This window comes from Frigoribacterium sp. AC512 (assembly GCF_979258295.1).
Map to the genome: position 1 here is coordinate 1,961,325 of NZ_OZ409850.1, position 24,027 is coordinate 1,985,351.

The window sequence follows — 24,027 nt, forward strand, 5'->3', positions numbered from 1 at the left end:
GAGCCTACGGCGACGGGCTCCGCCGGCGCATCGGAGGCAGCGTCAGCGGCGGGGCGCCGCCGAGAAGAAGGTGCCCACCGACGCACCGGACAGGGCCGCGGCGACGTTCGCCGCCGAGGTGACGAGCACGGGCGTGCCGGCCGCGGCCGCGTAGCGCGCGGCGGCCACCTTCGTGCCCGCTCCCCCGGTGCCGACGCCTGCAGCGCCCGCGTCGCCGAAGGTCACCCCGGCAAGGTCGTCGCCCTGGGGCACGTCGTCGATGCGCACGGCGCCCGGCTCGTGCGGCGGGCGGGTGTAGAGCGCGTCGACGTCGCTGAGCAGCACCAGGACGTCCGCGCCGATCAGCTCGGAGACGAGGGCGGCGAGGCGGTCGTTGTCGCCGAAGCGGATCTCCTGCGTGGCGACGGTGTCGTTCTCGTTGACGATGGGCAGGATGCCGAGCTCGAGGAGGCGCCCCATCGCCCGCTGCGCGTTGCTGCGCGGCGTCGGGTCGGCCATGTCGCCGGCCGTGAGCAGCACCTGTCCCGCGACGATGTCGTGCCGACGGAGGCTCTGCTGGTACCGGTAGATGAGCACGTTCTGGCCGACCGCCGCGGCCGCCTGCTGCGTCGCGAGGTCGGTCGGCCGCGAGTCGAGCCGCAGGTGCGGCAACCCGGTCGCGATCGCGCCCGACGAGACGAGCACCACCTCGGCCCCGCGGGCGTGGGCACCGGCGAGGGCGTCGACGAGCGGCTCGATCTGGTGCGCGGCGGCGCCGCTGATCGACGACGACCCCACCTTGACGACGATGCGCCGGGCGCGGGCGATGTCGCCCCGGGCGGTGACGACCGGGTCGCCGCCGGCGTGCGGCAGGGCCTCGACGAGGCCGTCGGTGCTCATTCCTGCTCGTCGCCCTCCTTGACGAGGAAGCCCTCGTCGTCGGTCCAGAGGCCCGCAGCACGTTCACGCTGGAGCTCGGCCCGGGCCTCGGCCTTGGCGTCCATGCGCTCGAAGTAGTCCTCGCGGCGCTGGTTGCGGGTCGGGCGGTCGTTCTTGATCAGGCGCGGGTCCGTGCCGCGGGCCGAGGTCATCAGCTCGGCGGTGGAGGTCAGCGTCGGCTCCCAGTCGAAGACGATGCCGCCCTCGGGGCCGATGACGACGGTCGAGCCGGCCTGCGCACCTGCCTTGAACAGGGCGTCCTCGATGCCGATGGCGTTGAGCCGGTCGGCGAGGTAGCCCACCGCCTCCTCGTTGTTGAACTGGGTCTGCACGACCCAGCGCTCGGGCTTCTGGCCGAGGATGCGGTAGACGTTGCCGTACGTGCCGCCCTCGACCTTGATGACGAACGGCTTCTCGTTGACCGCGCGGGGGCGCATGACCAGACGAGGAGGCGCGGGCCGGGCGGCGATCTCGGCGCGGCTCTGCTCGACGACCTCGGCGAGGGCGAAGGAGAGGTTGCGGAGGCCCTCGTGGCTGACGGCCGAGATCTCGAAGACGCGGTAGCCGCGGGCCTCGAGCTCGGGCGTGACGAAGTCGGCCAGCTCGCGGCCGTCGGGGACGTCGACCTTGTTGAGCGCGATCAGCTGGGGGCGCTCGAGCAGGGGCGTCTGCCCCTCGGGGACCGGGTACGCCTCGAGCTCGCGGCGGATGATCTCGAGGTCGGTCAGCGGGTCGCGGCCGGGCTCGAGCGTGGCGCAGTCGAGCACGTGCAGCAGGGCCGAGCAGCGCTCGACGTGGCGGAGGAACTCGAGCCCGAGGCCCTTGCCCTCGCTCGCGCCCTCGATCAGGCCGGGCACGTCGGCGACCGTGTAGCGGGTCTCGCCCGACTCGACGACGCCGAGGTTCGGGTGCAGGGTCGTGAAGGGGTAGTCGGCGATCTTGGGCTTGGCGGCCGAGAGCGCGGCGACGAGGCTCGACTTGCCGGCCGACGGGTAGCCGACGAGCGCGACGTCGGCGACGACCTTGAGCTCGAGCAGCACGTCGCCCTGCCAGCCGGGCGTGCCCAGCAGCGCGAAGCCGGGGGCCTTGCGCTTGGTCGACGAGAGCGCGGCGTTGCCGAGCCCGCCGATGCCGGCCTCGGCGATGACGTAGCGCATGCCGTGCTCGGTCATGTCGACCAGCTCGTCGCCGTCGACGGTCTTGACGACCGTGCCGAGCGGGACGGCCAGCTCGAGTTCTTGCCCCTGGGTGCCGCTGCGGTGGTCGCCCATGCCGGGGCCGCCGTTGTCGCTCGAGCGGTGCGGCGCGCGGTGGAAACCGAGCAGCGTGGTGACGCCGGCGTCGGCGACGAGCACGATGTCGCCGCCGTTGCCGCCGTTGCCCCCGTCGGGGCCGGCGAGGGGCTTGAACTTCTCGCGCTTGACGGAGACGCAGCCGTTGCCCCCGTTGCCTGCTCGCAGGTGGAGGGTCACGTGGTCGACGAATGTGGCCATGTATCGGTCTCTTCTAGCTCTGGTGCCGGCGCGCGCTGCCCCGGGTCTGTCGCGCACGGGCGACCGGTGTCGGGCCGTGCGGTGGTGCCTCGCCGTCGGCGGACGGAGGCGACGATGGTGTCCCGACAGGCCCTGTGGCCTCGCGGGCTCCCGCGGAGCCGGGCGCACCTGGGCCGGGTGAGCACCAACCTGTGATGGTACAGGGCCGGTCGGAGGCGGTCAACGCGACGGCCGCCCGACTAGCATCGGCGCGTGACCATCCTGATCGACGAGCCGATCTGGCCCGCCCACGACACCGTCTGGGCCCACCTGGTCAGCGACGCGTCGTACGACGAGCTGCACGCCTTCGCCGCCGCCCAGGACATCCCCCGCCGGGGCTTCGACCACGACCACTACGACGTGCCGGAGTCGCGCTGGCACGACCTCGTCGCGGCCGGGGCGCAGCCGGTCACCGGGCTCGACCTAGCACGACGGCTCGAGCGCAGCGGCCTGCGCGTCTCGCAGCGGGTCAAGCGGGGGCTCTGACCTCAGCCGCGCCTCCCGCGCCCTGTCGCGCTGCGGCTCCCGTGACGCGCCTCCTGCTCACCAAGCCGCAGCGTGGCCCGTGAAGCTCGCGACGACGGCACCGGTCTCGACGTCGACGACCGTCGTGGTCGTCCCCTGCGGCACCGGGTCGATCGTGTAGCTGTAGTCGGTGGTGTCGTCGGCCGAGGCGGTCTCGACGGCCAGGTACTGCCCGTTCGGCGAGACGGAGAAGCCCTCGATCTGCGACGACTCGCCCGCGGGGCGGAACAGCACCCGCGCCTCCTCCTCGTCGTCGAACACGATCAGGTTCGTGAAGCTGGCCCCGCCGTCGGCCGGGACGGCCACCTGCTGGACGTACTCGGTCGCGGCGACGGCGACGAGGTCGCCCCGGTAGGGCGTGCCGCCCTCGACGGCCGAGAACGGGATCGGCGTCTGCTCCCCCGTCGCCAGGTCGACGCGGAACGCCTGGAGCGCCGTCGCCGCCACGATGCCGCGGCCGTCGAGCGAGACGCCCTGCAGGGCCACGAAGGTGCCGAGGGGACGAGGAGGCGCGGTGCCGGCCAGGTCGTAGACGGCCACCTGCTCGTCGCCCGACTGGGCGACGAGGCTCGCCTGGCCCGGGACGACCGCCCAGTCGAGAGCCGACACGGGTTGGCCGGAGAGCGACAGGACGGGGGCGACGGCGCGCTGGCCCTGGAGCGGCAGCGTGTACAGGAGCTCCTGCTCGGAGCCCTGGGGCCGCCAGGAGAACGCCAGGGTGGTCGTCGCGGCGTCCGCGCCCAGCTTCGTGATCAGCCCGGTGCCCTCGGGCAGCGGCAGGGTCTCGGCGGCGACGCCGTCGTCCGAGACGAGGCTCAGGGTCGACTGCTCGCCGTCGTCGGTCACGACGGCGACGGCCGTGTCGAAGGCCTGGAAGGCCTGGATGCGGGGGGCCGACCAGACCGCGGTCCGGTCGCCGCCTCCCAGCAGGGAGGCCCGTTCGAGGACGTCGTCGGCACCCTCGGCGCCGTGGACGACGCGCCAGGTCACGGCCGGGTCCGTGCTGAAGGTCGTGCGGAGCGTCGCGTCGCGCTCCTGGTAGACGCTCGAGACGCCCTGCACCGTGACGGTGTAGTCGGTGCCGTAGCGGAGCCGGCCGGCGAACTCGACCGCGACGACGTCACCCGACGTCTGCACCCGGAAGTCGGCGGCGGGCGAGATGGTCACCTGCTCGGGGTCGACGTGCGCCACGGGCTGGTTGGCGAACAGGCGGAGCTGCTGGCCCGACCGGTCGACGACGGCCGTCGTGTCGACCTGGACGTCGGCCAGCTTGGGCCCCTGCAGGTGCGTGAGGACCCCGAACACCGTGCAGACGAGCGCGAGCACGACGACGAGCGCGACGAAGCGACGCCGCTGCCGGGCGTGCCGGTCCGCCTCGTCGAGATCGCCGTCGGCCGCCCAGAGATCAGTAGAGGTAGGGGTCACTCGGCTGGCCGACCTTCTCGAGCTCGTCGGGCACCAGGGCGATCGGGTCGCTCGAGGTGCGGCTCGGGTTCGTCTGGAAGCCGCCGGAGACGTCGAGCCACTCGTCGGCCGACACCTGGCTGCGCCAGTCGACGAGGTGCACCGGCACGCCCACCGGCTGCGCGTCCACGGCGCAGCAGGTGACGACGAAGCGCGACACGTAGAACACGTCGGGGTCGTCGCCGGCCGGGACGACGAAGCCGACCACGTCGGCGGTCTTGCCCTCGAAGAACGACAGGTCGCTGGTCTGCCGCAGCAGCCCCGCCCAGTCGAGCACCGAGAACGCCGCGTAGGCGTCGGCGTCGGCGGAGGCGGCGTCCTCGACGCTCGTGCCGGCGAGGGAGGCGGTGGACGAGTTCACGTCGCGCTGGCCGGCCGTCGCGCTCGTCAGCGTCGCGGGCGGGAGGACGACGAGCGACACGGCGACGGCGGTGGTGACGAGCGCGCCCCCGGCTACGGCGGCCGTGCGGGCGGCGGCGCGTCCACGACGGCGGCGCCGGGGGCGCTCGGCCGGGGCACGGAGCTCGTCCGCGTGTGCGTCGTGGGCGTGCCCGTGGCTGTGGCCGTCGTGGCCGTGCCCGTCGTCCTCGACTCCCGCGTCGCGGGACGACGGCGCGAGGACGAGCACGCCGAGCGACAGCACCATGCCGATCGCGATCATGATGACGGTGAACACCACGTAGCGCGGGTGGATGTAGAGCACGAGCTGCCCCGTCGCCGACAGCCACAAGGTCGAGATGCCGACCACGAGGGTCAGGAGCACGCCCTGCCAGCGATCGGCGAGGCGCGAGACGGCGTCGAGGCGTAACGGCGTGCGGGCAGCGCCGGGAGCGCGCGAGGAGTCGCGCGAGGAGGAGTCAGGCAAAGTAGTTCACCACCAGTCCGATGGCGGCGCTGGTCAGGGCCACCACGAGGGTCAGCTGCGCGAGGGTGCGCGGTCGGTACGTCGTGCGGAGGAGGGCCAGCATCTTGACGTCGATGATCGGCCCGAAGACGAGGAACGCCGCGATGCCGCCGGGCATGAAGGTCGACGCGAACGGCAGCACGAAGAACGCGTCGACATTGGAGCAGAGCGAGATGACGAAGGCCAGGACCATCATCGCGAGCACCGACCAGACGGGGTTGCTGCCCAGGGTGACGAGCACCGAGCGCGGCACCGCGGTCTGGATGCCGCCGGCCACGGCGGCGCCGATGAACAGCGCCGGCATCATGGTCGACATCTCGCGACGGAACAGCTCGACGCTCTCGCGCAGCTTGGAGGCGCCGCTGTGGCCGTGTTCCTGCGGCAGGGCGCACTCGGCCGCGAACGACCGGGTGAGCAGGCTCTCGGGATCGGGGTGGCGGCTGTAGAGCCAGCCGATCAGGTTCGCGATGAGGAACCCGCCCGCCAGCCGGGCGACGAGGATGCCGTCGCTCCAGCCGAACGCCTGGTGCGTCGTGATGATCGTGATCGGGTTGAGGATCGGGGCGGCCAGCAGGAACGTCATCGACTCGGAGACGGTGAAGCCCTTGAGCACCAGCCCCCGCGCCAGGGGCACGTTGCCGCATTCGCAGACCGGCAGGAACATGCCGAGGAACGAGATGACGGCGCGGCGCAGCAGGGGCTGCCGAGGCAGCCACGAGGTGAAGAACGCCTGGGGCAGCCAGACCTGCACGATGATCGACAGGACGATGCCCAGCAGCACGAACGGCACCGACTCGACGATCACGCTGATGGTGAGGGTGACGAAGTCCTGGAGCGTGTCGGGCAGCAGCTGCGAGCCGAGCGTCGGACTCGCGACGCGCAGCACGAGGAGCACCACCGCGATGCCGATCCCGACCGCGAGCAGCGGTCCTCGCCTCGACCGGCGGGCGGGGGCGTGCTCGTGGGCGGCTCGACGGAGGGCGTCGCGTTCGCGGAGGGGCGAGCTCACCGGTCGTCCCCGTCGGCGGCGCGGTGGAGGGCGTCGCGTTCGCGCAGCGGAGCCCTCACCGGTCGTCCCCGTCGGCGGCGGGGGGCGCGAAGCGCGACCAGTCGTCGGCGGCTGAGGAGCTCCGAGGAGGCGTGGGCCGGGTCGCGGGGGCGGGCTCGCGTGCCGAGTCCTGGACACGTCCCGAGGTGTCGGCCGGCACCTCCTCGACGGTGGTGACCTCGACGGGTGCAGGGCCGGGCTCGACCGGGTCGGCGGCGGCCCCCTCGTCGCCGCGGGACTCGACGTCGACCGGGTCGCCGAGGAGCGTCGCCGCACGGGACGCGTGCCACGCCAGCACCACGCCGACGAGCAGCAGCGCCGTGTCGACGACTCCGGCGGTGAAGGGGATGGTCGTGAGGTAGAGCGCGAGGTTGACCCAGGTGCCCCCGCTCAGCGACGCCGCCACCCCGGGCACGATGCCGACGAGCGCCAGGGCGACGGTGCCCGCGGCACCGGCGACGAGACCGTGGCGCAGCGCCCGGGGCAGCGACGAGCCACGGTCGACGGGGCGCACGAGCAACAGGACGACGAACGCGACGAGGTAGAACGGGAACGGGTAGAACACGAAGCTGCCGAGGAACTGGCCCACCGGCGTCGCCGTGAAGTCGCTCGGCCAGGGCGTCACCGAGTAGCCGAGCGCCGAGCCGACGAGCGCCGCGAGGCCCAGGGCGAACCGTGCGACGAGCACGACGCCGAGGGCGGTCGCGGCGGCCAGCAGGCGGCTCCGGCCCTGGTCGGACCGCAGGCCGCGGACCTCGGAGGCCGCCCGGCGCACGAACACCGCAGCCCGACGGGACGACCTGTCGGTCGCCGCGTCGGGCTGCGGTGTCGAAGTCACTCCGTCACCCTAGACGAGTCACAGTTCGTCGGAGCTGACCCCCACGCCGAGGATGAACGGTCCGCCCTCGGCCTGCTCGGACGCGTCCGACGACGCGGCTGCCGTCGTCGTGCCCGAGCTCGAGGCCCGGCGCGAACGGCCGCGGCCCTGTCCGGGCTGCTTGGGCTCGGGAAGAGCGCCGAGCACGCTGTCGAGGATCTGCTCGGCGTCGTGCGTGCTCATCTTGCGGGGCTCGCGACGGGTCGCGGCCACCGGGATGTCGAGGATCGCGACGGACGCCTCCGGGGTGACCGTGGCCGTCGACGCCGCACGGCGGCTGCCGCGCTTCGCCGGGGCCGCGGGCTCGGCGGCCGCGGCCGGCTGCTGCGCCGCCGCGGGGGCGACGTCGGCGGCCGGAGCCTCGATGGCCGGAGCCTCGACGACGGGTGCCGACGTCGGCGCCTCGACGACCGGGGCCGTCTCGCGAGCCGGCTGGTCGTCGGCCTGCGCGTCGCGCTGTCCGCCCTGCTGCTCGCCCTGCTCGGAGTCACGGGACCGCGAGCCACGACGGCCCTTGCGGCCGCCACGGCTGCGACGCGGCTCGTCGGACGAGTCGTCCTGCGCCTCGTCGGGTCGCGTGGACGACACCGAGGCCGCGGCGGCGTCGATGGCGGCCTCGACCGCGGCCGCAGCCGTGGCGGCGCTGTCGCTGTCGGCCGGCCGGTCGCCGTCCTCGGCGTGCGCGATGGTCGACGCCGCGATGCGCGAGAGCGCGTTCTTCACGTCGTCGGTGATGGCGTGCGTGCCGGTCGTCGGGTGTGCCGACGAGCCCGCCTGGCCGCCCTGGCCGGCCGAGCCGCGACCCTGACCGCCGGAGGCGCCGGCCGAGCCGCCCTGCTTGCCTGCCTGGGCCCCGCCACGGCGGCGCTGCTCCTGGCCCTTGCGGGGCTGCTGCTCCTGCACGCGTGCGGCGCTGCCTGCCTCGGCGAACGACTCGGCCAGGCCGAGGCCGAGCTTCTTGCGCGTCATCTGCACGAGACCGAGCGAGGTGACCTCGGCGACCTGGTGCTTGGTCCGGTCGCGGCTGAGGCACTCGACCAGTCGGCGGAGCACGAGGTCGCGGTTCGACTCGAGCACCATGTCGATGAAGTCGACGACGATGATGCCGCCGATGTCGCGGAGGCGCAGCTGGCGGACGATCTCTTCTGCGGCCTCGAGGTTGTTCTTCGTGACCGTCTCCTCGAGGTTTCCCCGGAGCCGACGAACTTGCCCGTGTTGACGTCGACGACCGTCATGGCCTCGGTGCGGTCGATGACCAGCGAGCCGCCGGAGGGCAGCCAGACCTTGCGGTCGAGCGCCTTCTCGATCTGCTCGTTGAGGCGGTGCTCGTCGAACGCGTCGCGGTCGCCCTCGTAGCGCTTCACGCGGTCGAGCAGGTCGGGCGCGACGGCCGACAGGTACGACTGGAGGGTGTCGTAGGCGTCGTCTCCGTCGATCACGAGCTCGTGGAAGTCCTCGTTGAAGACGTCGCGGACGATCTTGATCAGCAGGTCGGGCTCCGAGTGCAGCTGCGCCGGGGCGTTGCCGGCCTCGACCTTGCTGCTGATGTCGGCCCACTGGTTCGTGAGGCGCGTGATGTCGAGGGTGAGCTGCTCCTCCGTGGCGCCCTCGGCCGCGGTGCGGACGATGACTCCCGCGTTCTCGGGCAGCGCCTCCTTCAGGATCTTCTTGAGGCGCGCGCGCTCGGTGTCGGGCAGCTTGCGGCTGATGCCGTTCATCGAGCCGTTGGGCACGTAGACGAGGTAGCGGCCGGGCAGCGAGATCTGGCTCGTGAGACGGGCGCCCTTGTGGCCCACCGGGTCCTTCGTGACCTGGACGAGCACTCGGTCGCCGGGCTTGAGCGCGAGCTCGATGCGGCGCGGCTGGTTGCCGTTCGACAGCGAGTCCCAGTCGACCTCGCCCGAGTAGAGGACGGCGTTGCGGCCGCGTCCGATGTCGACGAACGCCGCCTCCATGCTCGGGAGCACGTTCTGGACGCGACCGAGGTAGACGTTGCCGATCAGCGAGACGTTCTGCGCCTTGGCGACGTAGTGCTCGGCGAGCGTGCCGTCCTCCATCACGCCGATCTCGATGCGGTCGCCCGACGAGCGGACGATCATCTTGCGGTCGACGCTCTCGCGGCGGGCCAGGAACTCGGCCTCGGTGATGACGGTGCGGCGGCGGCCGGCGTCACGACCGTCGCGGCGGCGCTGCTTCTTGGCCTCGAGACGGGTCGAGCCCTTGATGCGCTGCGGCTCGGTGATGAGCTCGACCTGGCGCTGCGGCCGCTCGCGACGGTCGCCGCCCTGGCGCTGCTCGGAGTCGCGTTCTTCCCTGTCCTGCGAGCGGCCGCGCTGGCGACGGCGCGAGGTGCCGCGCTGGGGCTCGTCGCGGTCGTCGTCGTCGCGGTCGTCGTCACGCTGGTCGCGGTCGTCGTCGTCGCGGTCGTCGCGGTCGTCCCACTCGTCGTCGTGGCGACGACGCCCCGGCCGGGCCGGCAGGGGGAGGATCTCGGGCGCGTGGAAGATCAGGCTCGTCGTGGTGAGCTGGGCCGGGATGGGACCCGACTCGGCAGCGGAGACGTCGCCCGCGTCGTCCGCAGGAGCCTCTGCGCGCGGCGGCGCGACGGCGGCGATGTCGGCCTGGACGGCCTCGGTGTCGACGACGGCCTCGGGCTGGGCGGGGCGGGCGGTGTCGATGCTGCTGGTCGCGGCCTCGGCCCCGACCTCCTTCTCGGTGGTCACGGGGGAAGCCTCCTGGGCGTCGTCGTTCCGGTCGTGGGGGGCGGTGCCGAGCGCGCGGCGCGCGGTCGTCGCCGGTGCGGGCACCTGGCGCGACAGGAGCCCGGCGAACAGGCCCCTCTTCTTCTTCGGCTGGCCGTCTCTGTCGTTGTCGTTCTTGTCCACCACTGCTGGTGTGCTCCTCGACCCGCCGTCGGCATCGCCGTCGCCGGGTGGTCTCGTGTCGTGGCCGGGAGGCGCCGTGCACCTGCCTGCGACCACCGCGCCCTCTCACGGCGCGCATCGTCAGCGACGTCGCGTTCGGTCAGCCGGAGCCGGCGCCCGTCTCTGCGGGCGTCTCCCCGGATGTCGTTCGTCGACGTCAGGTTCTTCGTTGCTCTGTCCGGAACTGGCTGTCCGGCGGTGGGCGACTGCGCCCTGGCCCGGATCTAGCTGCCACCTGACGGTGCCCGCCCGCGAGGACGGCCACTCGTGGAGGCCGACCTGCCGACGGCCCCGCGGTGCAGCACGGCCCGGAAAGTCTTGATCCCGGGACTCACGCCCCGCGACTGGCTCGATTATCGCACGCCTCACCTCCGACCACGATCGGGACGGTGAGATGATCGTCGTCGTGACCGAGCAGAGAGCGCCTCAGCGAACCCACCCGTCGACGGGTCGACCCGTCGTCGTCCCCGCCGTCCTCCTGGTGATCGTCGGGCTCGTGGGGCTGCTCGGTTCGTTCGCGCTGACCGTCGACAAGTTCCGGCTGCTCGAGGACCCGACGGCCTCGCTCGGCTGCGACGTCAACCCGTTCGTCGGCTGCTCGCCCGTCATCAACAGCTGGCAGGCCTCGCTGTTCGGCTTCCCCAACCCGATCCTCGGACTCGTCGGGTTCGCGGCGCCCGTCGCCGTGGGCGTCGGGCTGCTCGCCGGCGCGCGGTTCGCCCGGTGGTTCTGGGTCGCCTTCACGGCGGGCGTGTTCCTGGCCTGGGTGTTCGTCACGTGGCTGTTCACCCAGACGGTCTTCGTCATCGGGGCGCTCTGCCCGTGGTGCATGCTCGTCTGGTCGGTGACCATCCCGCTCTTCTGGATCCTGCTCGTGTGGGGCCTCGCGCGCGGCGTGACCGTGCCGCACGGCCGGCTCCAGCGGGCAGCCGCGGCGTTCCTGCCGTTCTCCTGGATCCTGCCCGTCCTGAACTACGTCGTCGTCGCGACGGTGATCCTCGTGCAGTTCCCGCTCCTCCTGCCCACCTTGCTCCGCTGAGCCGCTCAGCCTCCCCATGGGGAGGTGCGAGAGGGTCGACGAGGCCACCGACACCGACGAGCGAGGAACCATGACGCCACCAGCCGGACCAGGAGAGACCAAGCGCGAACGACGGGAGTCCGCCCGCGAGAAGGCCCGTGTCACGCGTGAGGCAGAGGCCAAGCGCCGACGCCGCAACAAGTGGGCCCTGCAGGGCGGCCTCGTCGTGGGCGTGCTCGCGATCCTCGCTGTCGTGGCCCTGGTGATCACGCGCTCGCTCGCGCCCGCGGGCCCCGGCCCCCTGAACATGGCCAGCGACGGCATCGTGCTCTCGGGCGACGGCACGACCGTCTCCGCCGTCACGACGGACGCCACGCCCGCCGACGGCTCCCCCACGCCGTCCGCGGCCGGCACGGCCGAGAAGCCGAGCATCGTCGTCTACCTCGACTACATGTGCCCCTACTGCGGCCAGTTCGACACCACGAACGCCGAGCAGCTCGAGACCTGGGTCACGCAGGGCGCGGCCGACCTCGAGATCCACCCCCTCGGGTTCCTCGACAACGCGAGCCTCGGGTCGAAGTACTCGACCCGGTCGGCGAACGCCCTGGCCTGCGTCGCGAACTACCAGCCCGACACGGCGCTCGACGTCAACACCGCCCTGTTCGCCCAGCAGCCGGCCGAGAACACGACCGGCCTGACGAACGACGAGCTGGTGACGCTGGTCCAGGGCGCCGGTGCCGACGATCCTGCCGTCGCCTCCTGCATCACCGACGGCGAGTTCACCGACTGGGTCGCCTCCGCGACCGAGCGCGCCCTGAACGACCCGCTGCCGAACTCCGACCTCGCGGCGGTGTCCGCGACGCCGACCGTCCTGGTCAACGGCCAGCAGTACCAGGGCTCGCCCACCGACGCCGCTGCGTTCGCGCAGTTCGTGGCCGAGGTCGCCGGGGGACAGCCGACGGGCGACACGAGCACCGGCGAGCTGCCCGGGTCGACGGCCACGCCGACCCCCTGACCCAGGTCCCGTCGCGATCGACGAAGGAGGGGCGGTGCAGGTCCCGGGGGACCTGCACCGCCCCTCCGTCATGTCAGAGAGATCAGAACCAGAGGGCGAGCTCGCGCGCGGCGCTCTCGGGGCTGTCGCTGCCGTGCACGAGGTTCTGCTGCACGGCGAGGCCCCAGTCGCGGCCGAGGTCGCCGCGGATCGTGCCGGGGGCGGCGGCGGTGGGGTCGGTCGTGCCGGCCAGCGAGCGGAAGCCCGGGACGACGCCGTTGCCCGCGACGCGGATCGCGACGGTGGGGCCGCTCTGCATGAACTCGACGAGCGGCTCGTAGAACGGCTTGCCGACGTGCTCCTCGTAGTGCTGGGCGAGCAGGTCGCGGTCGGCCTGGACGAGGCGCAGGTCGACGAGCGAGTAGCCCTTCGCCTCGATGCGGCGGAGGATCTCGCCGGTGAGGCCGCGGGCGACGCCGTCGGGCTTGACGAGGACGAGGGTCTCTTGGAGGTCGGTCACTGGTGCTCCTTCGTGTGGGGCGGGTGGTGGTTCGGGGGGCTGGTGGGCTCGTGGCGGGTCGCGACGGCGCGGGCGGTCAGGGCTGCGGGCGGTCAGGGCTGCGGGCCGAAGCGCGCCGCGTTCAGGCGGTCGAGCTGGGTGCCCTTGACGAGGCAGTATGTCCAGATCGCGATGAAGAGGGCAGCGACCACGTACATGACGGGGTCGAGGAGCCCGCAGGCGACGAGCCCGAGCTGGACGACCCAGCCGAGCACGATCCCCCACCGCCAGCGCAGGGTGCGCGAGACGAGGAGGATCAGGACGATGGCGCCGAGGCCGCCGCCGAACGCGACGCCCGTGGGCAGCAGGTCGCGCCCGTTGACGACGAGCATGACAAAGAACAGCGACATGGCCTCGAGCACGAGCACGATCGACAGCAGGCTCTCGGCCGCGCCGCGTCGACGTGCGCGACGCGTCGGGCGCGCGGGGCCGGTGGGGTCCGCAGGAGGCGGCGCCTCGGTCACGAGAGCCCGCCCTCGGCCTGCGAGAGCGCGAGCACGTCGCCGACCAGCGTGATCGACCCCGTCACCACGATGCCGCCGGGCTCGTCGCCCTCGGCCTCGTCCGCGAGGTCGCGGGCCGTGCGGAGCGCCGCCACGAGATCGGTCTCGACCACGACGCGTGCGGCTCCGACGACGCCGACCGCCACGGCCGCGAGCTCGTCGGCGTCCACGGAGCGGTCGGAGCCGCTCTGCGTGACGACGAACTGGTCGACCGTGCCGGAGAGCGCACGGACGATGCCCGCGGCGTCCTTGTCGGCGAGGACCGAGAGCACCGCGACGACGCGGCCGAACTGGAAGTAGTCGTCGATCGCCTTGGCGAGCGCTCGCGCGCCGTGCGGGTTGTGGGCCGCGTCGACGAGGACGGTCGGCTCGTTGGCCACGATCTGCAGCCGCCCGGGCGACGTCGCCGCGGCGAGCCCCTCGGCGAGCACGTCGTGGTCGAGCGCCTGGCTGCCGCTGCCGAGGAACGACTCGACCGCGGCCACCGCGACTGCCGCGTTCTGCGCCTGGTGGTCGCCGAAGAGCGGCAGGAGCAGGTCCTCGTAGCGGCCCGCCACGCCGCGGATCGTGACGACCTGACCGCCCACCGCCACCGTCGTGGACTCGACGCCGAAGGCGACGCCCTCGACGGCCAGCGACGACTCGGTGAGCTCGGCCGCGCGCTGCAGCTCGGCCAGCGCCTCCGGCAGCTGGGCCGCGCTGACGACGGAGGCGGCCGGCTTCACGATGCCGGCCTTGGTCCGGGCGATGGCCTCGACGGTCGACCCGAGCCGGGCTTGGTGGTCGAGCGCGATCGGCGTGAAGACGGCGACCTGGCCGTCGGCGACGTTCGTGCTGTCCCACTCGCCGCCCATGCCGACCTCGAGCACGACGACGTCGGCCGGGGCGTCCGCGAAGCACGCGAAGGCGAGCGCCGTGAGCGCCTCGAAGAACGTGAGCGTCGGCTCGCCCGCCGCCTCGAGCTCGGTGTCGACCATCGTCAGGTAGGGCTGGATGTCGTCCCAGTTGGCGACGAGGCGCTCGTCGCTGATGGGCTCGCCGTCGACGACGATGCGCTCGTTGAGGCGCACGAGGTGGGGGCTCGTCATGAGCCCGGTCCGCAGCCCGTGGGCGCGGAGGACGCTCTCGATGATGCGGCTCGTCGACGTCTTGCCGTTGGTGCCCGTGATGTGGATGACGGGGTAGGCGCGCTGCGGGTCGCCGAGCAGCTCGACGGCGCGGCGCGTGGCCGACAGGCGCGGCTCGGGGGCGGACTCCCCCACGCGGGCCAGCAGCTCGTCGTGCACCCGGGTCGCCTCGGCGGCGAACTCGCCGTCCTCCGGGCCGACGCCGTCGTCCTTCTTGCTCTTCTTCGGGCTCACGCTCGTCGCACCTCCACCGTCACGGCCGAGCCGGAGCCGACCGCGACCTTCCCGTCGCGCGCCGCGACGTCGTCCTGCACGTCGACGACCAGCTCGGTCGTCAGGGTCTCGGCCTGCACCATCTCGCGGTGCGTCCCGAGCGCCGCGGCCGCGGCCGCGTCGGTCGCCACGGTCGTCACGACCCGGTCGGACACGTCGAGGCCCGCGGCCTTGCGTGCCTGCTGCACGGCCCGGACGACGTCGCGGGCCAGGCCCTCGGCCTCGAGCTCGGGCGTCGTGGCGGTGTCGAGCAGCACGAAGCCGCCGTCGCCGACGAACGCGATCGCCGCCGACGGGTCGTCGACCGCCAGCTCGAGGGTGAACTCGCCGGGCAGCAGCTCGACGCCCCCCACGACGACGTTCTCGCCGGCGGGGGCCCAATCGCCCTTCTTCGCGGCCGGGATGACCTGCTGCACCTGCTTGCCGATGCGGGGCCCTGCGGCACGGGCGTTGACGGTCAGCTTGCGGGTGACGCCCCACTCGCCGAGGCTCTCCTCCGTCAGGGGCGTGAAGGCCACCTCCTTGACGTTCAGCTCGTCGCGGAGGATCGAGCCGAACGGCTCGAGGCCGGCCGGGTCGGGCGCGACGACGGTGAGGCGCGCCAGCGGCAGGCGCACGCGCAGTCCGGTCGCCTTGCGGAGCGCCAGGCCCGACGACGCGATCGCGCGGACGGCGTCCATCGAGGCGACGAGGGCGTCGTCCTCGGGGAACGAGGAGGCGTCGGGCCAGTCGGTGAGGTGCACGCTGCGACCGCCGGTGAGGCCCTTCCAGATCTCCTCGGTCACGAGCGGCGCCAGGGGCGCGGCCACGCGCGTGACCGTCTCGAGGACGGTGAAGAGCGTGTCGAAGGCGTCGCGGTCGTCGCCGGCCCAGAAGCGGTCGCGCGACCGGCGCACGTACCAGTTGGTGAGCACGTCGGCGAAGTCGCGCAGCGCGGCCGCCGCGAGCGGCGAGTCGAGCGCGTCGAGGTGCCGCTCGACGTCGGTCACGAGGAGGCGCGTCCTGGCCAGCAGGTACCGGTCGAGCACGTCGGTGGAATCGGTGCGCCAGGTCGCGACCAGGCCGTCCGCGACGTGCCGGCCCTCGCCTCCCGAGCTGCCGCCGTCGGCGGCGTTCGCGTAGAGGGTGAAGAAGTAGTAGGTGCTCCACAGCGGCAGCAGGAACTGCCGGACGCCCTCGCGGATGCCCTCCTCGGTCACGACGAGGTTGCCGCCGCGGATGACCGAGCTCGACATCAGGAACCAGCGCATGGCGTCCGCGCCGTCGCGGTCGAAGACCTCGGAGACGTCGGGGTAGTTGCGGAGGCTCTTCGACATCTTCTGGCCGTCCGAGCCGAGCACGATGCCGTGGCTGATCACGTTCGAGAACGCGGGCCGGTCGAAGAGCGCCGTCGAGAGCGCGTGCATGACGTAGAACCAGCCCCGCGTCTGCCCGATGTACTCGACGATGAAGTCGGCGGGGGCGTGCGACTCGAACCACTCCTGGTTCTCGAACGGGTAGTGCACCTGCGCGAACGGCATGGAGCCCGAGTCGAACCAGACGTCGAAGACGTCCTCGATGCGGCGCATCGTGCTCAGCCCCGAGGGGTCGTCGGGGTTCGGCCGGGTCAGGTCGTCGATGTACGGACGGTGCAGGTCGGGCTCGCCCTGCTCGTTCGTCGGCAGGCGGCCGAAGTCGGCCTCGAGGTCGGCCAGCGAGCCGTAGACGTCGGTGCGCGGGAACGCCGGGTCGTCGCTGCGCCAGACGGGGATCGGCGAGCCCCAGTAGCGGTTGCGCGAGATCGACCAGTCGCGGGCGCCCGCGACCCACTTGCCGAACTGGCCGTCCTTCACGTTCTCGGGCACCCAGGTGATCTCCTGGTTGAGGTCGCCCATGCGGTCGCGCACGTCGGTGACGCGGACGAACCAGCTCGAGACGGCCTTGTAGATCAGCGGGTTGCGGCAGCGCCAGCAGTGCGGGTAGCTGTGCTCGTAGCTCGCGAGCCGCACGAGGCGGCCGTCGGCGCGGAGGCGCTGCACGAGCACCTTGTTGGCGTCGAACACCTGCAGCCCGGCGACGCCGAGCTCGTCGAACATCGGCAGGAACCGGCCGGCCTCGTCGACCGACACGATGACGGGGATGCCCGCGGCGGCGCAGACCAGCTGGTCGTCCTCGCCGTAGGCGGGCGCCTGGTGCACGATGCCGGTGCCCTCGCCGGTCGCGACGTAGTCGGCGACGAGCAGGCGCCAGGCGTTCTCGGTGCCCCACGCCTCCGTGTCGGCGTAGACGTCCCAGATGCGGTCGTACTCGACGCCCTCGAGCTCGGCGCCGGCGAAGGTCGCCGTGACGGCGGCCTGGGCCGCCTCGGGCGACTCGTAGCCCAGGTCCCTCGCGTAGGCCGCGAGGGTGTCGGCGGCGAGCAGGAACACGCTGCCCGTGAGCAGCTGCTGGTCGCCCGTGCGCTCGCCGGGCAGCAGGGCGTGCGGCACCGTCACGTACGAGATGCCGGGCCCCACGGCGAGCGCCATGTTGGTCGGCAGCGTCCACGGGGTCGTCGTCCAGGCGAGCGCCTCGACGCCGGTCAGGCCGAGCGACTCGGCCTTGGCCCCGACGAGCGGGAACGCGACGGTGACCGTCTGGTCCTGGCGCATCTTGTAGACGTCGTCGTCCATGCGGAGCTCGTGGTTCGACAGCGGCGTCTGGTCGTGCCAGCAGTAGGGCAGCACCCGGAACCCCTCGTAGGCGAGCTGCTTGTCCCACAGCTGCTTGAAGGCCCAGAGGACGCTCTCCATGTAGCCGACGTCGAGCGTCTTGTAGTCGTCGTCGAAGTCGACCCAGCGGGCCTGGCGGGTGACGTAGCCCTGCCACTCGTCGGTGTACTGCAGCACCGAGCTGCGCGCCGCCGCGTTGAACGCGCCGATGCCCATCTCGTCGATCTGGTGCTTCTCGGTGATGCCGAGCTGGCGCATCGCCTCGAGCTCGGCGGGCAGGCCGTGGGTGTCCCAGCCGAACCGGCGGTGCACCTGCTTGCCGCGCATGGTCTGGTACCGCGGGAACACGTCCTTGGCGTAGCCGGTGAGGAGGTGGCCGTAGTGCGGCAGGCCGTTGGCGAAGGGCGGGCCGTCGTAGAAGACCCACTCGTCGCGGCCCTCGCGGGCGCGGATCGACTCCTGGAAGGTGTCGTCGCGACGCCAGAAGGCGAGCACGCCCTGCTCGACGTCGGGGAACCGGGGCGATGCGGGTACCGGCTTGTAGGCCATGGGGGCTCCAGGTGCTGCGGATGTCCGTCCACGAGGACGCCTGCCGAGGGTTCTCGGTCGGCGCGGTACCACCTCGCTTGCCGTCCCGGACGGGACGACCTCTCTGCTGCGGCTGTGACGGGCCTGCCCCGCTCGGGTCTAGTGACGCCTCCTGCCCCGGTGTCGGGACGATCGACGCGTTCTGCCGAGTGCTCCCCGGTGATGGCCGGATCAGTGCTCGTCCATCATACGAGCCGACGAGGCGGGACGCGATCAGGTGCAGGCAGTGCAGAATCGGCAGCATGACACTAGAGCCCTCCGCGGCGCCGCCCGCGGCGACCGCGTCGCCCACCGAGCCCGGCACCGGGCCCGCGCCGAAGCCGGAGAGCACGACGACGGTGATCGTGGCGTTCCTGGCGAACCTGCTGATCGCCGTGGCGAAGACCGTCGCGGCGTTCCTCACGGGCTCCGCGTCGATGGTGGCCGAGTCGGCGCACTCGTGGGCCGACACGGGCAACGAGATCTTCCTCTTCATCGCCGACAAGCGCGGCGTCAAGCAGCGGGACGACGACCACCCCCTCGGCTACGGCAAGGAGACCTACGTCTGGTCGATGTTCGCGGCGTTCGGTCTCTTCACCGTCGGCGCCGTGGTGTCGATCCAGCACGGCATCTCGCAGCTCGGCGCGGCCGAGGAGGCCGAGGACTACCTGGTGAACTACGTCGTGCTCGGGGTGGCCTTCCTGCTGGAGGGCACGTCGTTCCTGCAGGCCCTCCGCCAGGCCCGCGGCAGCGCCCGGGCCGGGCAGGTGCCCACCCTGCGCTTCGTGCTCCGCAGCTCGAACTCGACGCTGCGCGCCGTCTTCGCCGAGGACGCCGCCGCCCTCGTCGGCCTGCTCATCGCGTTCCTCGGCATCTTCCTGCACCAGGTGACCGGCTCTGCCGTCTACGACGCGGTCGGCTCGATCCTCGTCGGCGTGCTGCTCGGGGTCGTCGCCCTCGTGCTCGTCGACCGCAACCGCAGGTTCCTCGTCGGCGAGAGCCCGAGCGACGAGCTCGAGACGACGGTGCTCGAGCGCCTCCTCGCCCGGCCCGAGATCGCCCGCGTCACCTACCTGCACACGGAGTTCGTCGGCCCGAGCCGCCTGTACCTGGTCGCCGCCGTCGACATGACGGGCGACGACACCGAGGAGCACGTCGCCGTCGCCCTCCGGCGCGTGGAGCGCGAGCTCGAGGAGCACGACGTCGTCGAGGAGGCGGTGCTCACCCTCTCGACACCGGACGAGCCGAGCCTGCAGCCGCGTCGCTGACCTGCCTCCCCGCACGGAAGGGCCCGCCTCCCCCAGGGAAACGGACCCATCGTCGTGCGCCCGTCAGGCGCCGCGGTCGCAGGTCACGCCCGTCGGCGGCGTCGGCCGATCAGCGTCGCGACGAAGCCGAGCACGAGCAGGGCGAGCCCGGCGAGCGCCGCGTCCCCGACGTGGTCGGCGCCGGTGTAGGCCAGCGCGCTCCGCGCGGGGGGCCGCACCGCGGACGGGACGAGCGACGTGCCGCTCGCTGCGGGGACGATCGTCGGGGCCGCGCCAGGAGCCCGGACCGTGAACTCGACCACGGGCGCCTCGGCCGAGAAGACCGGCGCCGAGAACCTCGGGTCGTACTGGACGACCGTGAAGAGGTAGGTGCCCGGGAGGTTCATCCCGGAGATCTTCCATCGACCGGACTCGTCGACCACGATCGGGTAGTCGTACGGGAGGATCTCGCCGGCCGCGTTGCGGGCCCGGAAGTCCTCCAGCTCAGCTGCGGTGCCCACGAAGGGCAGCAGGATCGCCCCGGGGACGCCCGTGCCCTCCGCGGTGACGGTGACGTAGCCGTCGGTCTCCGGGGCGAGCGTGTCGAAGACCGCACCGGAGACCGGCGACGTCACGATCGGTGCGGGCAGGGCAGCCGCCTCCACGACCGTGAACTCCTCGCCGAGGACGCTCGGGGACGACTGGCTCACGTAGCCGTTCCTGCCGTCGACGTAGTCCTGCAGCGCGGCGACGCGGTAGGTGCCTGCGGGCGCGGGGACGGTCGTGGCCCAGGAGCCGTCCGGCCCGACGAGCACTCCGCCGTCGTACTCGAGCACCTCCGTGCCGTCCAGGAGGAACCGGACGACGGCGCCGGGCGTGCCCGTGCCGGACACGGGCACGCGAGCAGCGGGACGATCGTAGGGAGACGGCGCACCCGGGACGGCGGCGTAGACCGCACCGGCGGCCGGGCCGACCAGCGTCGGGGCAGGAGCGGTCTGCGCCGAGAGCCTCACGGTCCGGTCCGGGGTCGGGGCGGACCGCTCGCTGACGGGCACGCCGTCGACGTCGACGAGCTGCTGGGTGGCGGCGAACGACCAGTCGCCGCTCTCGAGGACGACTCCGACGGACCAGGTGCCGCCGTCGCCGACCGTCGTGCTGACGGGAGCCTGCGTCGCTCCGTCGCGCAGACCGCGCCGGAAGGTCACCTCGACGACGGCCCCGGCGACTGCCGTGCCCCCGACGGTCACGGGTACGCGGGTGCCGACGGCGCCGCCCGCCGCGTCGACCGAGATGAAGTCGTCCACGGGCGACTGGATGGTCGGGCTCGCCGGGGCGGGCTCCACGGCCGCCGCCGCGGCCGTGTCCGTCAGCTCCGCCTCCGCGGGCTCGACCGCCTCGGCGCCGAAGGACGGGGCGCTCGGCACAGGAGCGTCGGTGATCGGCCCGGGCGACTCGACGGGCGCCTCCGGTCCGGGCGCGCCCTCGGTCGTGGGCGCCTCCTCGGTCACGGGCTGCACCGGCACCGCGGCAGGCGCAGGCGACTCGGTCACCGGCGCGGCGGACGCCTGCTCGGCCGTGGTCGGCACCTCGGCGGCGGCCGCCCCCGCGGCCGCCGTGAACCCTCCCGTCGTCAGCGTGACGGCGGTCGCGAAGGCCAGCAAGGCCCTCATGTCGTTCTTCATGTCGTGGTCTCTCGTCGTGGGTCGGCGACGGGCCGCCCCGCCCCGACCCACCCCCGAGCGAACGACCGGAGAGAGTCGTTCTCTCCTCCTCGGACCATAGGCGGCGCGGCGGCCCCCCGGAGGCGTCGTGACCCACTCGTGACGGAATGTCATCCTTCCGTCGGACAGACCCTCATCCTCCCGGCACGCGCCCGCCGCTCAGCTCCGCGTCCGCACTCGTGCGCGGAGGGGACAACGCCCGGCGCCTTCTTAGGGAGCCCCTGTAGCGTCGATCCGTGCGCACGATGATCCGGCTGGCCAAGGCCCACCCCTCCGCCCTCCGCTTCCTCGTGGTCGGCGGCATCGGCTTCGTGATCACCATGGTGATCAACTACGGGCTCAAGCTCTTCGTCATCCCGCAGCACCCGGTGACCGCGCTGTCGCTCGGCATCATCGTCGCGACCGTCGTGTCGTACTGGATGAACAAGAAGTGGTCGTTCGACGACCGCGGCGACCGCCACACCGGCCAGGAGATGCTGCTCTTCGTCGTCGTCAGCGTGATCGGGGTCGCGATCAACTCGGCTCCGCTGTACCTGTCGCGCTACGGCCTCGGCTTCGAGGTGCCGCAGGTGTCGCGCACCACACAAGAGATCGCCGACTTCGTCAGCGGCCCGGTGATCGGCACCGCGCTGGCGATGGTGTTCCGCTACTGGGCGATGAACAAGTGGGTGTTCCCGAAGCGCGCCCAGCTCGACGACGTGCTGTCCCCCGTCTCGCCCTCGACCGCCTCCACCCCCACGGCCTAGCCGTCGGCGCGGCGGCCGGCGCGCGCCAAGCCGTCTGCCACGGGGGCCAGGGCCGCCGCCACCTCCTCGTCGAGCGGTCGTCGGCGCACGCCGTCCCGTGCCCACGTGACGACGGCCGTGGCCGCCGCCGCCAGCAGTGCCGACGCAGCCACGTCGGCCCCGGCGTCCCCGCGTGGCGCGCCGCCGACCTCGCAGAGGAACGACGCCACCGTCGCGCGGACCCGGACGAGGCGCACGGCCGCCGACGACACGAGGTCGTCGCCGAGGCCCATCGCGTCCGACTGGGTGAGCGCCCACGGCACACGGTCGGCAGGGTGCGCGGCCGCCAGCTGCACCAGCGCCGCCTCGACCCTCCGCACCGGCGACGTGCCCGAGGAGGCGCGGAGGGCGTCCCCGAGGCCCGCCGCGGTCGCGTCCAGGTCGAGCCAGAACGTGTCGGCCTTCGACTCGAAGTAGTTGAAGAACGTGCCGCGGCTCACCCCCGCCCGCTGCGCGATCTGGTCCACCGTCGTGCGGGACCAGCCCTGCTCGAGGAACAGCTCGGCCGCGGCGTCGGCCAGGACGTCGGCCGACGACCGACGCGGCCGCCCCGAGGGCCGGGCGCTGCGGGACGTCGTCTCGTCTGACATGGGGTCAATCATGCCGCTAGACTCATCCACGGCCTTGTTGTACCCAGTTCAACAAGCCACCCCACCCCGCCGCACACCTCCGGAGCCCCATGCGCACGCGCTCACTCCCCCTGCTCGCCCTCGCCTCGGCCGGCGCCCTGCTGCTCGCGGGCTGCGCCTCCGGCGGCGACTCGTCCGACGACGGGGCCCTGCGGGCCGGCGGCACCCTGACCTATGCCACGGGCGACGCCGAGCCCACCTGCCTCGACCCGCACGTCGGCGGCAACTACCCGCAGGCGCTCGTCTCGACGCAGTACCTCGAGTCGCTCGTGTCGAAGGACTCGGAGGGCGAGATCGTGCCGTGGCTCGCCGACTCGTGGCAGGAATCGGACGACGGCCTCAGCTGGACCTTCACCCTGCGCGACGGCGTCTCGTTCACCGACGGCACGCCCTTCGACGCCGCAGCCGTCGCCGCGAACGTCGCGCACCTGCAGGACCCGGAGACGCTCTCGTCGACCGGCTACCTCGCCCTGCAGAAGGTCACCGGCGTCGAGGCCGTCGACGCCCGGACCGCCCGCTTCGACCTGAGCGAGCCCGACAGCGCGCTGCTCGAGTCGCTGACGCAGCCGTGGCTCGCCATGGAGTCTCCGGAGGCGCTCGAGCGCTCCCAGGAGGCGAACTGCGAGTCGCCCGTCGGCACGGGCCCGTTCGTGGTCGAGTCCTGGACCAAGCAGGACCGCGTGGTGCTGAGCCGCAACGACGACTACTCGTCGCCGCCCGCCGACGCCGCCCACGACGGCCCCGCCCACCTCGACGAGGTCGTCTGGCGCTTCATCCCGGACTCCGCCGCCCGCTACGCGGCCCTCCAGGCCGGCCAGGTCGACGTGATCGACAACGTCCAGCCGGACACCCTCGTCGCGGCCGAGAAGGACGACTCGCTCGACGAGATCGACGCGCCCCGGCCCGGCGCCGCGAACCGGATCGAGCTGAACTCGGGCAAGGCGCCCTTCGACGACGAGCGCGTGCGACAGGCCTTCATCACCGGGGTCGACGTGAACGACGGCATCGACTCGCTCTTCTTCGGCACGGCGGAGCGCTCGTACTCGCCCCTCTCGAGCGTCGAGCCGCTCGCGTACTCGGACGAGTCGCTGTTCGACGTCGACCCCGACGCCGCCGGCGACCTGCTCGACGAGGCCGGCTGGACGGAGCGCGACGCCGACGGCTACCGAACCAAGGGCGGCGAGCGCCTCTCCCTCGAGTTCCCCGTGAGCACGAACCAGTCGATCCCCGCCGAGCAGTCGCTCTTCGAGCAGATCCAGGCCGGCGCGAAGCAGCTGGGCATCGAGGTCGTGCTGTCTCCCCTCGACCTGTCGAGCTGGTACGGCGCCCTCGCGGAGAACGACTACGACCTGGTCAGCGCCCCGTACACGAAGGTCGGACCCGACGTGCTGCGGATCCTCTACGACACGGCCGGCATCACGCCCGCGCCGAGCGGCTACTTCGCCAACCTGGCGCAGCTGAGCGATCCTGCCCTCGACCAGCTGCTGACCGACGCCGCGCAGACGAGCGACCCCGACGAGCGGGCCGACCTCTACCGGCAGACCCAGCAGATCGTCCTCGAGAGCTACACGGTGCTGCCGCTCTACGACCAGCAGAACCACTACCTCGTGCGCTCGTCGGTGACCGGCGTCCGCGCCCTGCCGCCGGTCTCGGCCGTCACCCTGTATGACGCTTCCCGTACCGACTGAGCCGGGGCGCGACGACGCGGCGAGCCGCGCCTCC

Annotated in this window: 18 protein-coding genes and 1 pseudogene; 6 read left to right on the forward strand and 13 right to left on the reverse strand. The window is 72.7% G+C overall.

The window, feature by feature from the left end; all coding sequences use genetic code 11:
* Positions 1–42: 42 nt before the first annotated feature.
* Entirely contained in the window at positions 43–879 is an 837-nt protein-coding gene (gene proB, locus ACZZ97_RS08900) for a glutamate 5-kinase (protein ID WP_463472920.1), read from the reverse strand.
* Complete coding sequence (gene obgE / locus ACZZ97_RS08905; protein WP_314103467.1) at positions 876–2,411, reverse strand: GTPase ObgE; 1,536 nt, start codon at positions 2,409–2,411, stop codon at positions 876–878. The genes proB and obgE overlap by 4 nt, the downstream gene beginning before the upstream one ends.
* Positions 2,412–2,663: 252 nt before the next feature.
* On the opposite strand from obgE, the gene ACZZ97_RS08910 reads away from it, so the two are divergent.
* Entirely contained in the window at positions 2,664–2,936 is a 273-nt protein-coding gene (locus ACZZ97_RS08910) for a DUF4031 domain-containing protein (protein ID WP_146904546.1), read from the forward strand.
* Between the two features lie 57 nt (positions 2,937–2,993).
* Here the strand turns inward: ACZZ97_RS08910 and ACZZ97_RS08915 are convergent, their stop codons facing one another.
* The 5 genes and pseudogenes from ACZZ97_RS08915 to ACZZ97_RS08935 form a co-directional block, all read right to left on the reverse strand.
* Positions 2,994–4,400 (reverse strand): hypothetical protein, encoded by a 1,407-nt coding sequence (locus ACZZ97_RS08915; RefSeq protein ID WP_463472921.1) that lies wholly within the window; start codon positions 4,398–4,400, stop codon positions 2,994–2,996.
* Positions 4,381–5,304 (reverse strand): TIGR03943 family putative permease subunit, encoded by a 924-nt coding sequence (locus tag ACZZ97_RS08920; RefSeq protein ID WP_463472922.1) that lies wholly within the window; start codon positions 5,302–5,304, stop codon positions 4,381–4,383. Before ACZZ97_RS08920 ends, ACZZ97_RS08915 begins: the two co-directional genes overlap by 20 nt.
* Complete coding sequence (locus ACZZ97_RS08925) at positions 5,297–6,352, reverse strand: permease (RefSeq protein WP_463472923.1); 1,056 nt, start codon at positions 6,350–6,352, stop codon at positions 5,297–5,299. Before ACZZ97_RS08925 ends, ACZZ97_RS08920 begins: the two co-directional genes overlap by 8 nt.
* Positions 6,353–6,407: 55 nt before the next feature.
* Positions 6,408–7,229 (reverse strand): hypothetical protein, encoded by an 822-nt coding sequence (locus ACZZ97_RS08930; protein WP_314104650.1) that lies wholly within the window; start codon positions 7,227–7,229, stop codon positions 6,408–6,410.
* A gap of 18 nt (positions 7,230–7,247) precedes the next feature.
* Positions 7,248–10,156 (reverse strand): annotated as a pseudogene (locus ACZZ97_RS08935) (Rne/Rng family ribonuclease).
* 442 nt (positions 10,157–10,598) lie between these two features.
* On the opposite strand from ACZZ97_RS08935, the gene ACZZ97_RS08940 reads away from it, so the two are divergent.
* Both ACZZ97_RS08940 and ACZZ97_RS08945 read left to right on the forward strand, forming a co-directional pair.
* On the forward strand, positions 10,599–11,231 hold the full coding sequence (locus ACZZ97_RS08940; protein ID WP_463472924.1) for a vitamin K epoxide reductase family protein: 633 nt from the start codon (positions 10,599–10,601) through the stop codon (positions 11,229–11,231).
* Between the two features lie 70 nt (positions 11,232–11,301).
* A complete protein-coding gene (locus ACZZ97_RS08945; RefSeq protein WP_463472925.1) occupies positions 11,302–12,225 on the forward strand; it encodes a DsbA family protein in 924 nt (307 codons plus the stop codon).
* Positions 12,226–12,307: 82 nt separating this feature from the next.
* On the opposite strand, the gene ndk is transcribed toward ACZZ97_RS08945, so the two are convergent.
* From ndk to ileS, 4 genes are all read right to left on the reverse strand, one after another.
* A complete protein-coding gene (gene ndk / locus ACZZ97_RS08950) occupies positions 12,308–12,724 on the reverse strand; it encodes a nucleoside-diphosphate kinase (RefSeq protein ID WP_463472926.1) in 417 nt (138 codons plus the stop codon).
* Between the two features lie 92 nt (positions 12,725–12,816).
* Entirely contained in the window at positions 12,817–13,227 is a 411-nt protein-coding gene (locus ACZZ97_RS08955) for a DUF4233 domain-containing protein (protein WP_463472927.1), read from the reverse strand.
* Positions 13,224–14,627 (reverse strand): bifunctional folylpolyglutamate synthase/dihydrofolate synthase, encoded by a 1,404-nt coding sequence (locus tag ACZZ97_RS08960; protein WP_399540389.1) that lies wholly within the window; start codon positions 14,625–14,627, stop codon positions 13,224–13,226. Before ACZZ97_RS08960 ends, ACZZ97_RS08955 begins: the two co-directional genes overlap by 4 nt.
* The gene (gene ileS / locus ACZZ97_RS08965; protein ID WP_463472928.1) at positions 14,624–17,905 is read right to left on the reverse strand and encodes an isoleucine--tRNA ligase; all 3,282 of its coding nucleotides are present in this window, start codon (positions 17,903–17,905) and stop codon (positions 14,624–14,626) included. Before ileS ends, ACZZ97_RS08960 begins: the two co-directional genes overlap by 4 nt.
* A gap of 281 nt (positions 17,906–18,186) precedes the next feature.
* On the opposite strand from ileS, the gene ACZZ97_RS08970 reads away from it, so the two are divergent.
* Positions 18,187–19,191, forward strand: a complete 1,005-nt coding sequence (locus tag ACZZ97_RS08970; RefSeq protein WP_463472929.1) for a cation diffusion facilitator family transporter — start codon at positions 18,187–18,189, stop codon at positions 19,189–19,191.
* 83 nt (positions 19,192–19,274) lie between these two features.
* On the opposite strand, the gene ACZZ97_RS08975 is transcribed toward ACZZ97_RS08970, so the two are convergent.
* A complete protein-coding gene (locus ACZZ97_RS08975) occupies positions 19,275–20,852 on the reverse strand; it encodes a hypothetical protein (RefSeq protein ID WP_463472930.1) in 1,578 nt (525 codons plus the stop codon).
* A gap of 284 nt (positions 20,853–21,136) precedes the next feature.
* Between ACZZ97_RS08975 and ACZZ97_RS08980 the strand changes: the two genes are divergently transcribed.
* Positions 21,137–21,637 carry a GtrA family protein gene (locus ACZZ97_RS08980; protein ID WP_194614402.1) on the forward strand — a complete coding sequence of 167 codons (501 nt, stop codon included), beginning with the start codon at positions 21,137–21,139 and terminating at the stop codon, positions 21,635–21,637.
* On the opposite strand, the gene ACZZ97_RS08985 is transcribed toward ACZZ97_RS08980, so the two are convergent.
* Positions 21,634–22,266, reverse strand: a complete 633-nt coding sequence (locus ACZZ97_RS08985; protein ID WP_463472931.1) for a TetR/AcrR family transcriptional regulator — start codon at positions 22,264–22,266, stop codon at positions 21,634–21,636. The genes ACZZ97_RS08980 and ACZZ97_RS08985 overlap by 4 nt on opposite strands.
* An 89-nt stretch (positions 22,267–22,355) precedes the next feature.
* Here ACZZ97_RS08985 and ACZZ97_RS08990 point away from each other — a divergent pair, with 89 nt between their 5' ends.
* Complete coding sequence (locus ACZZ97_RS08990; protein WP_463472932.1) at positions 22,356–23,993, forward strand: ABC transporter substrate-binding protein; 1,638 nt, start codon at positions 22,356–22,358, stop codon at positions 23,991–23,993.
* Positions 23,994–24,027: the final 34 nt, after the last annotated feature.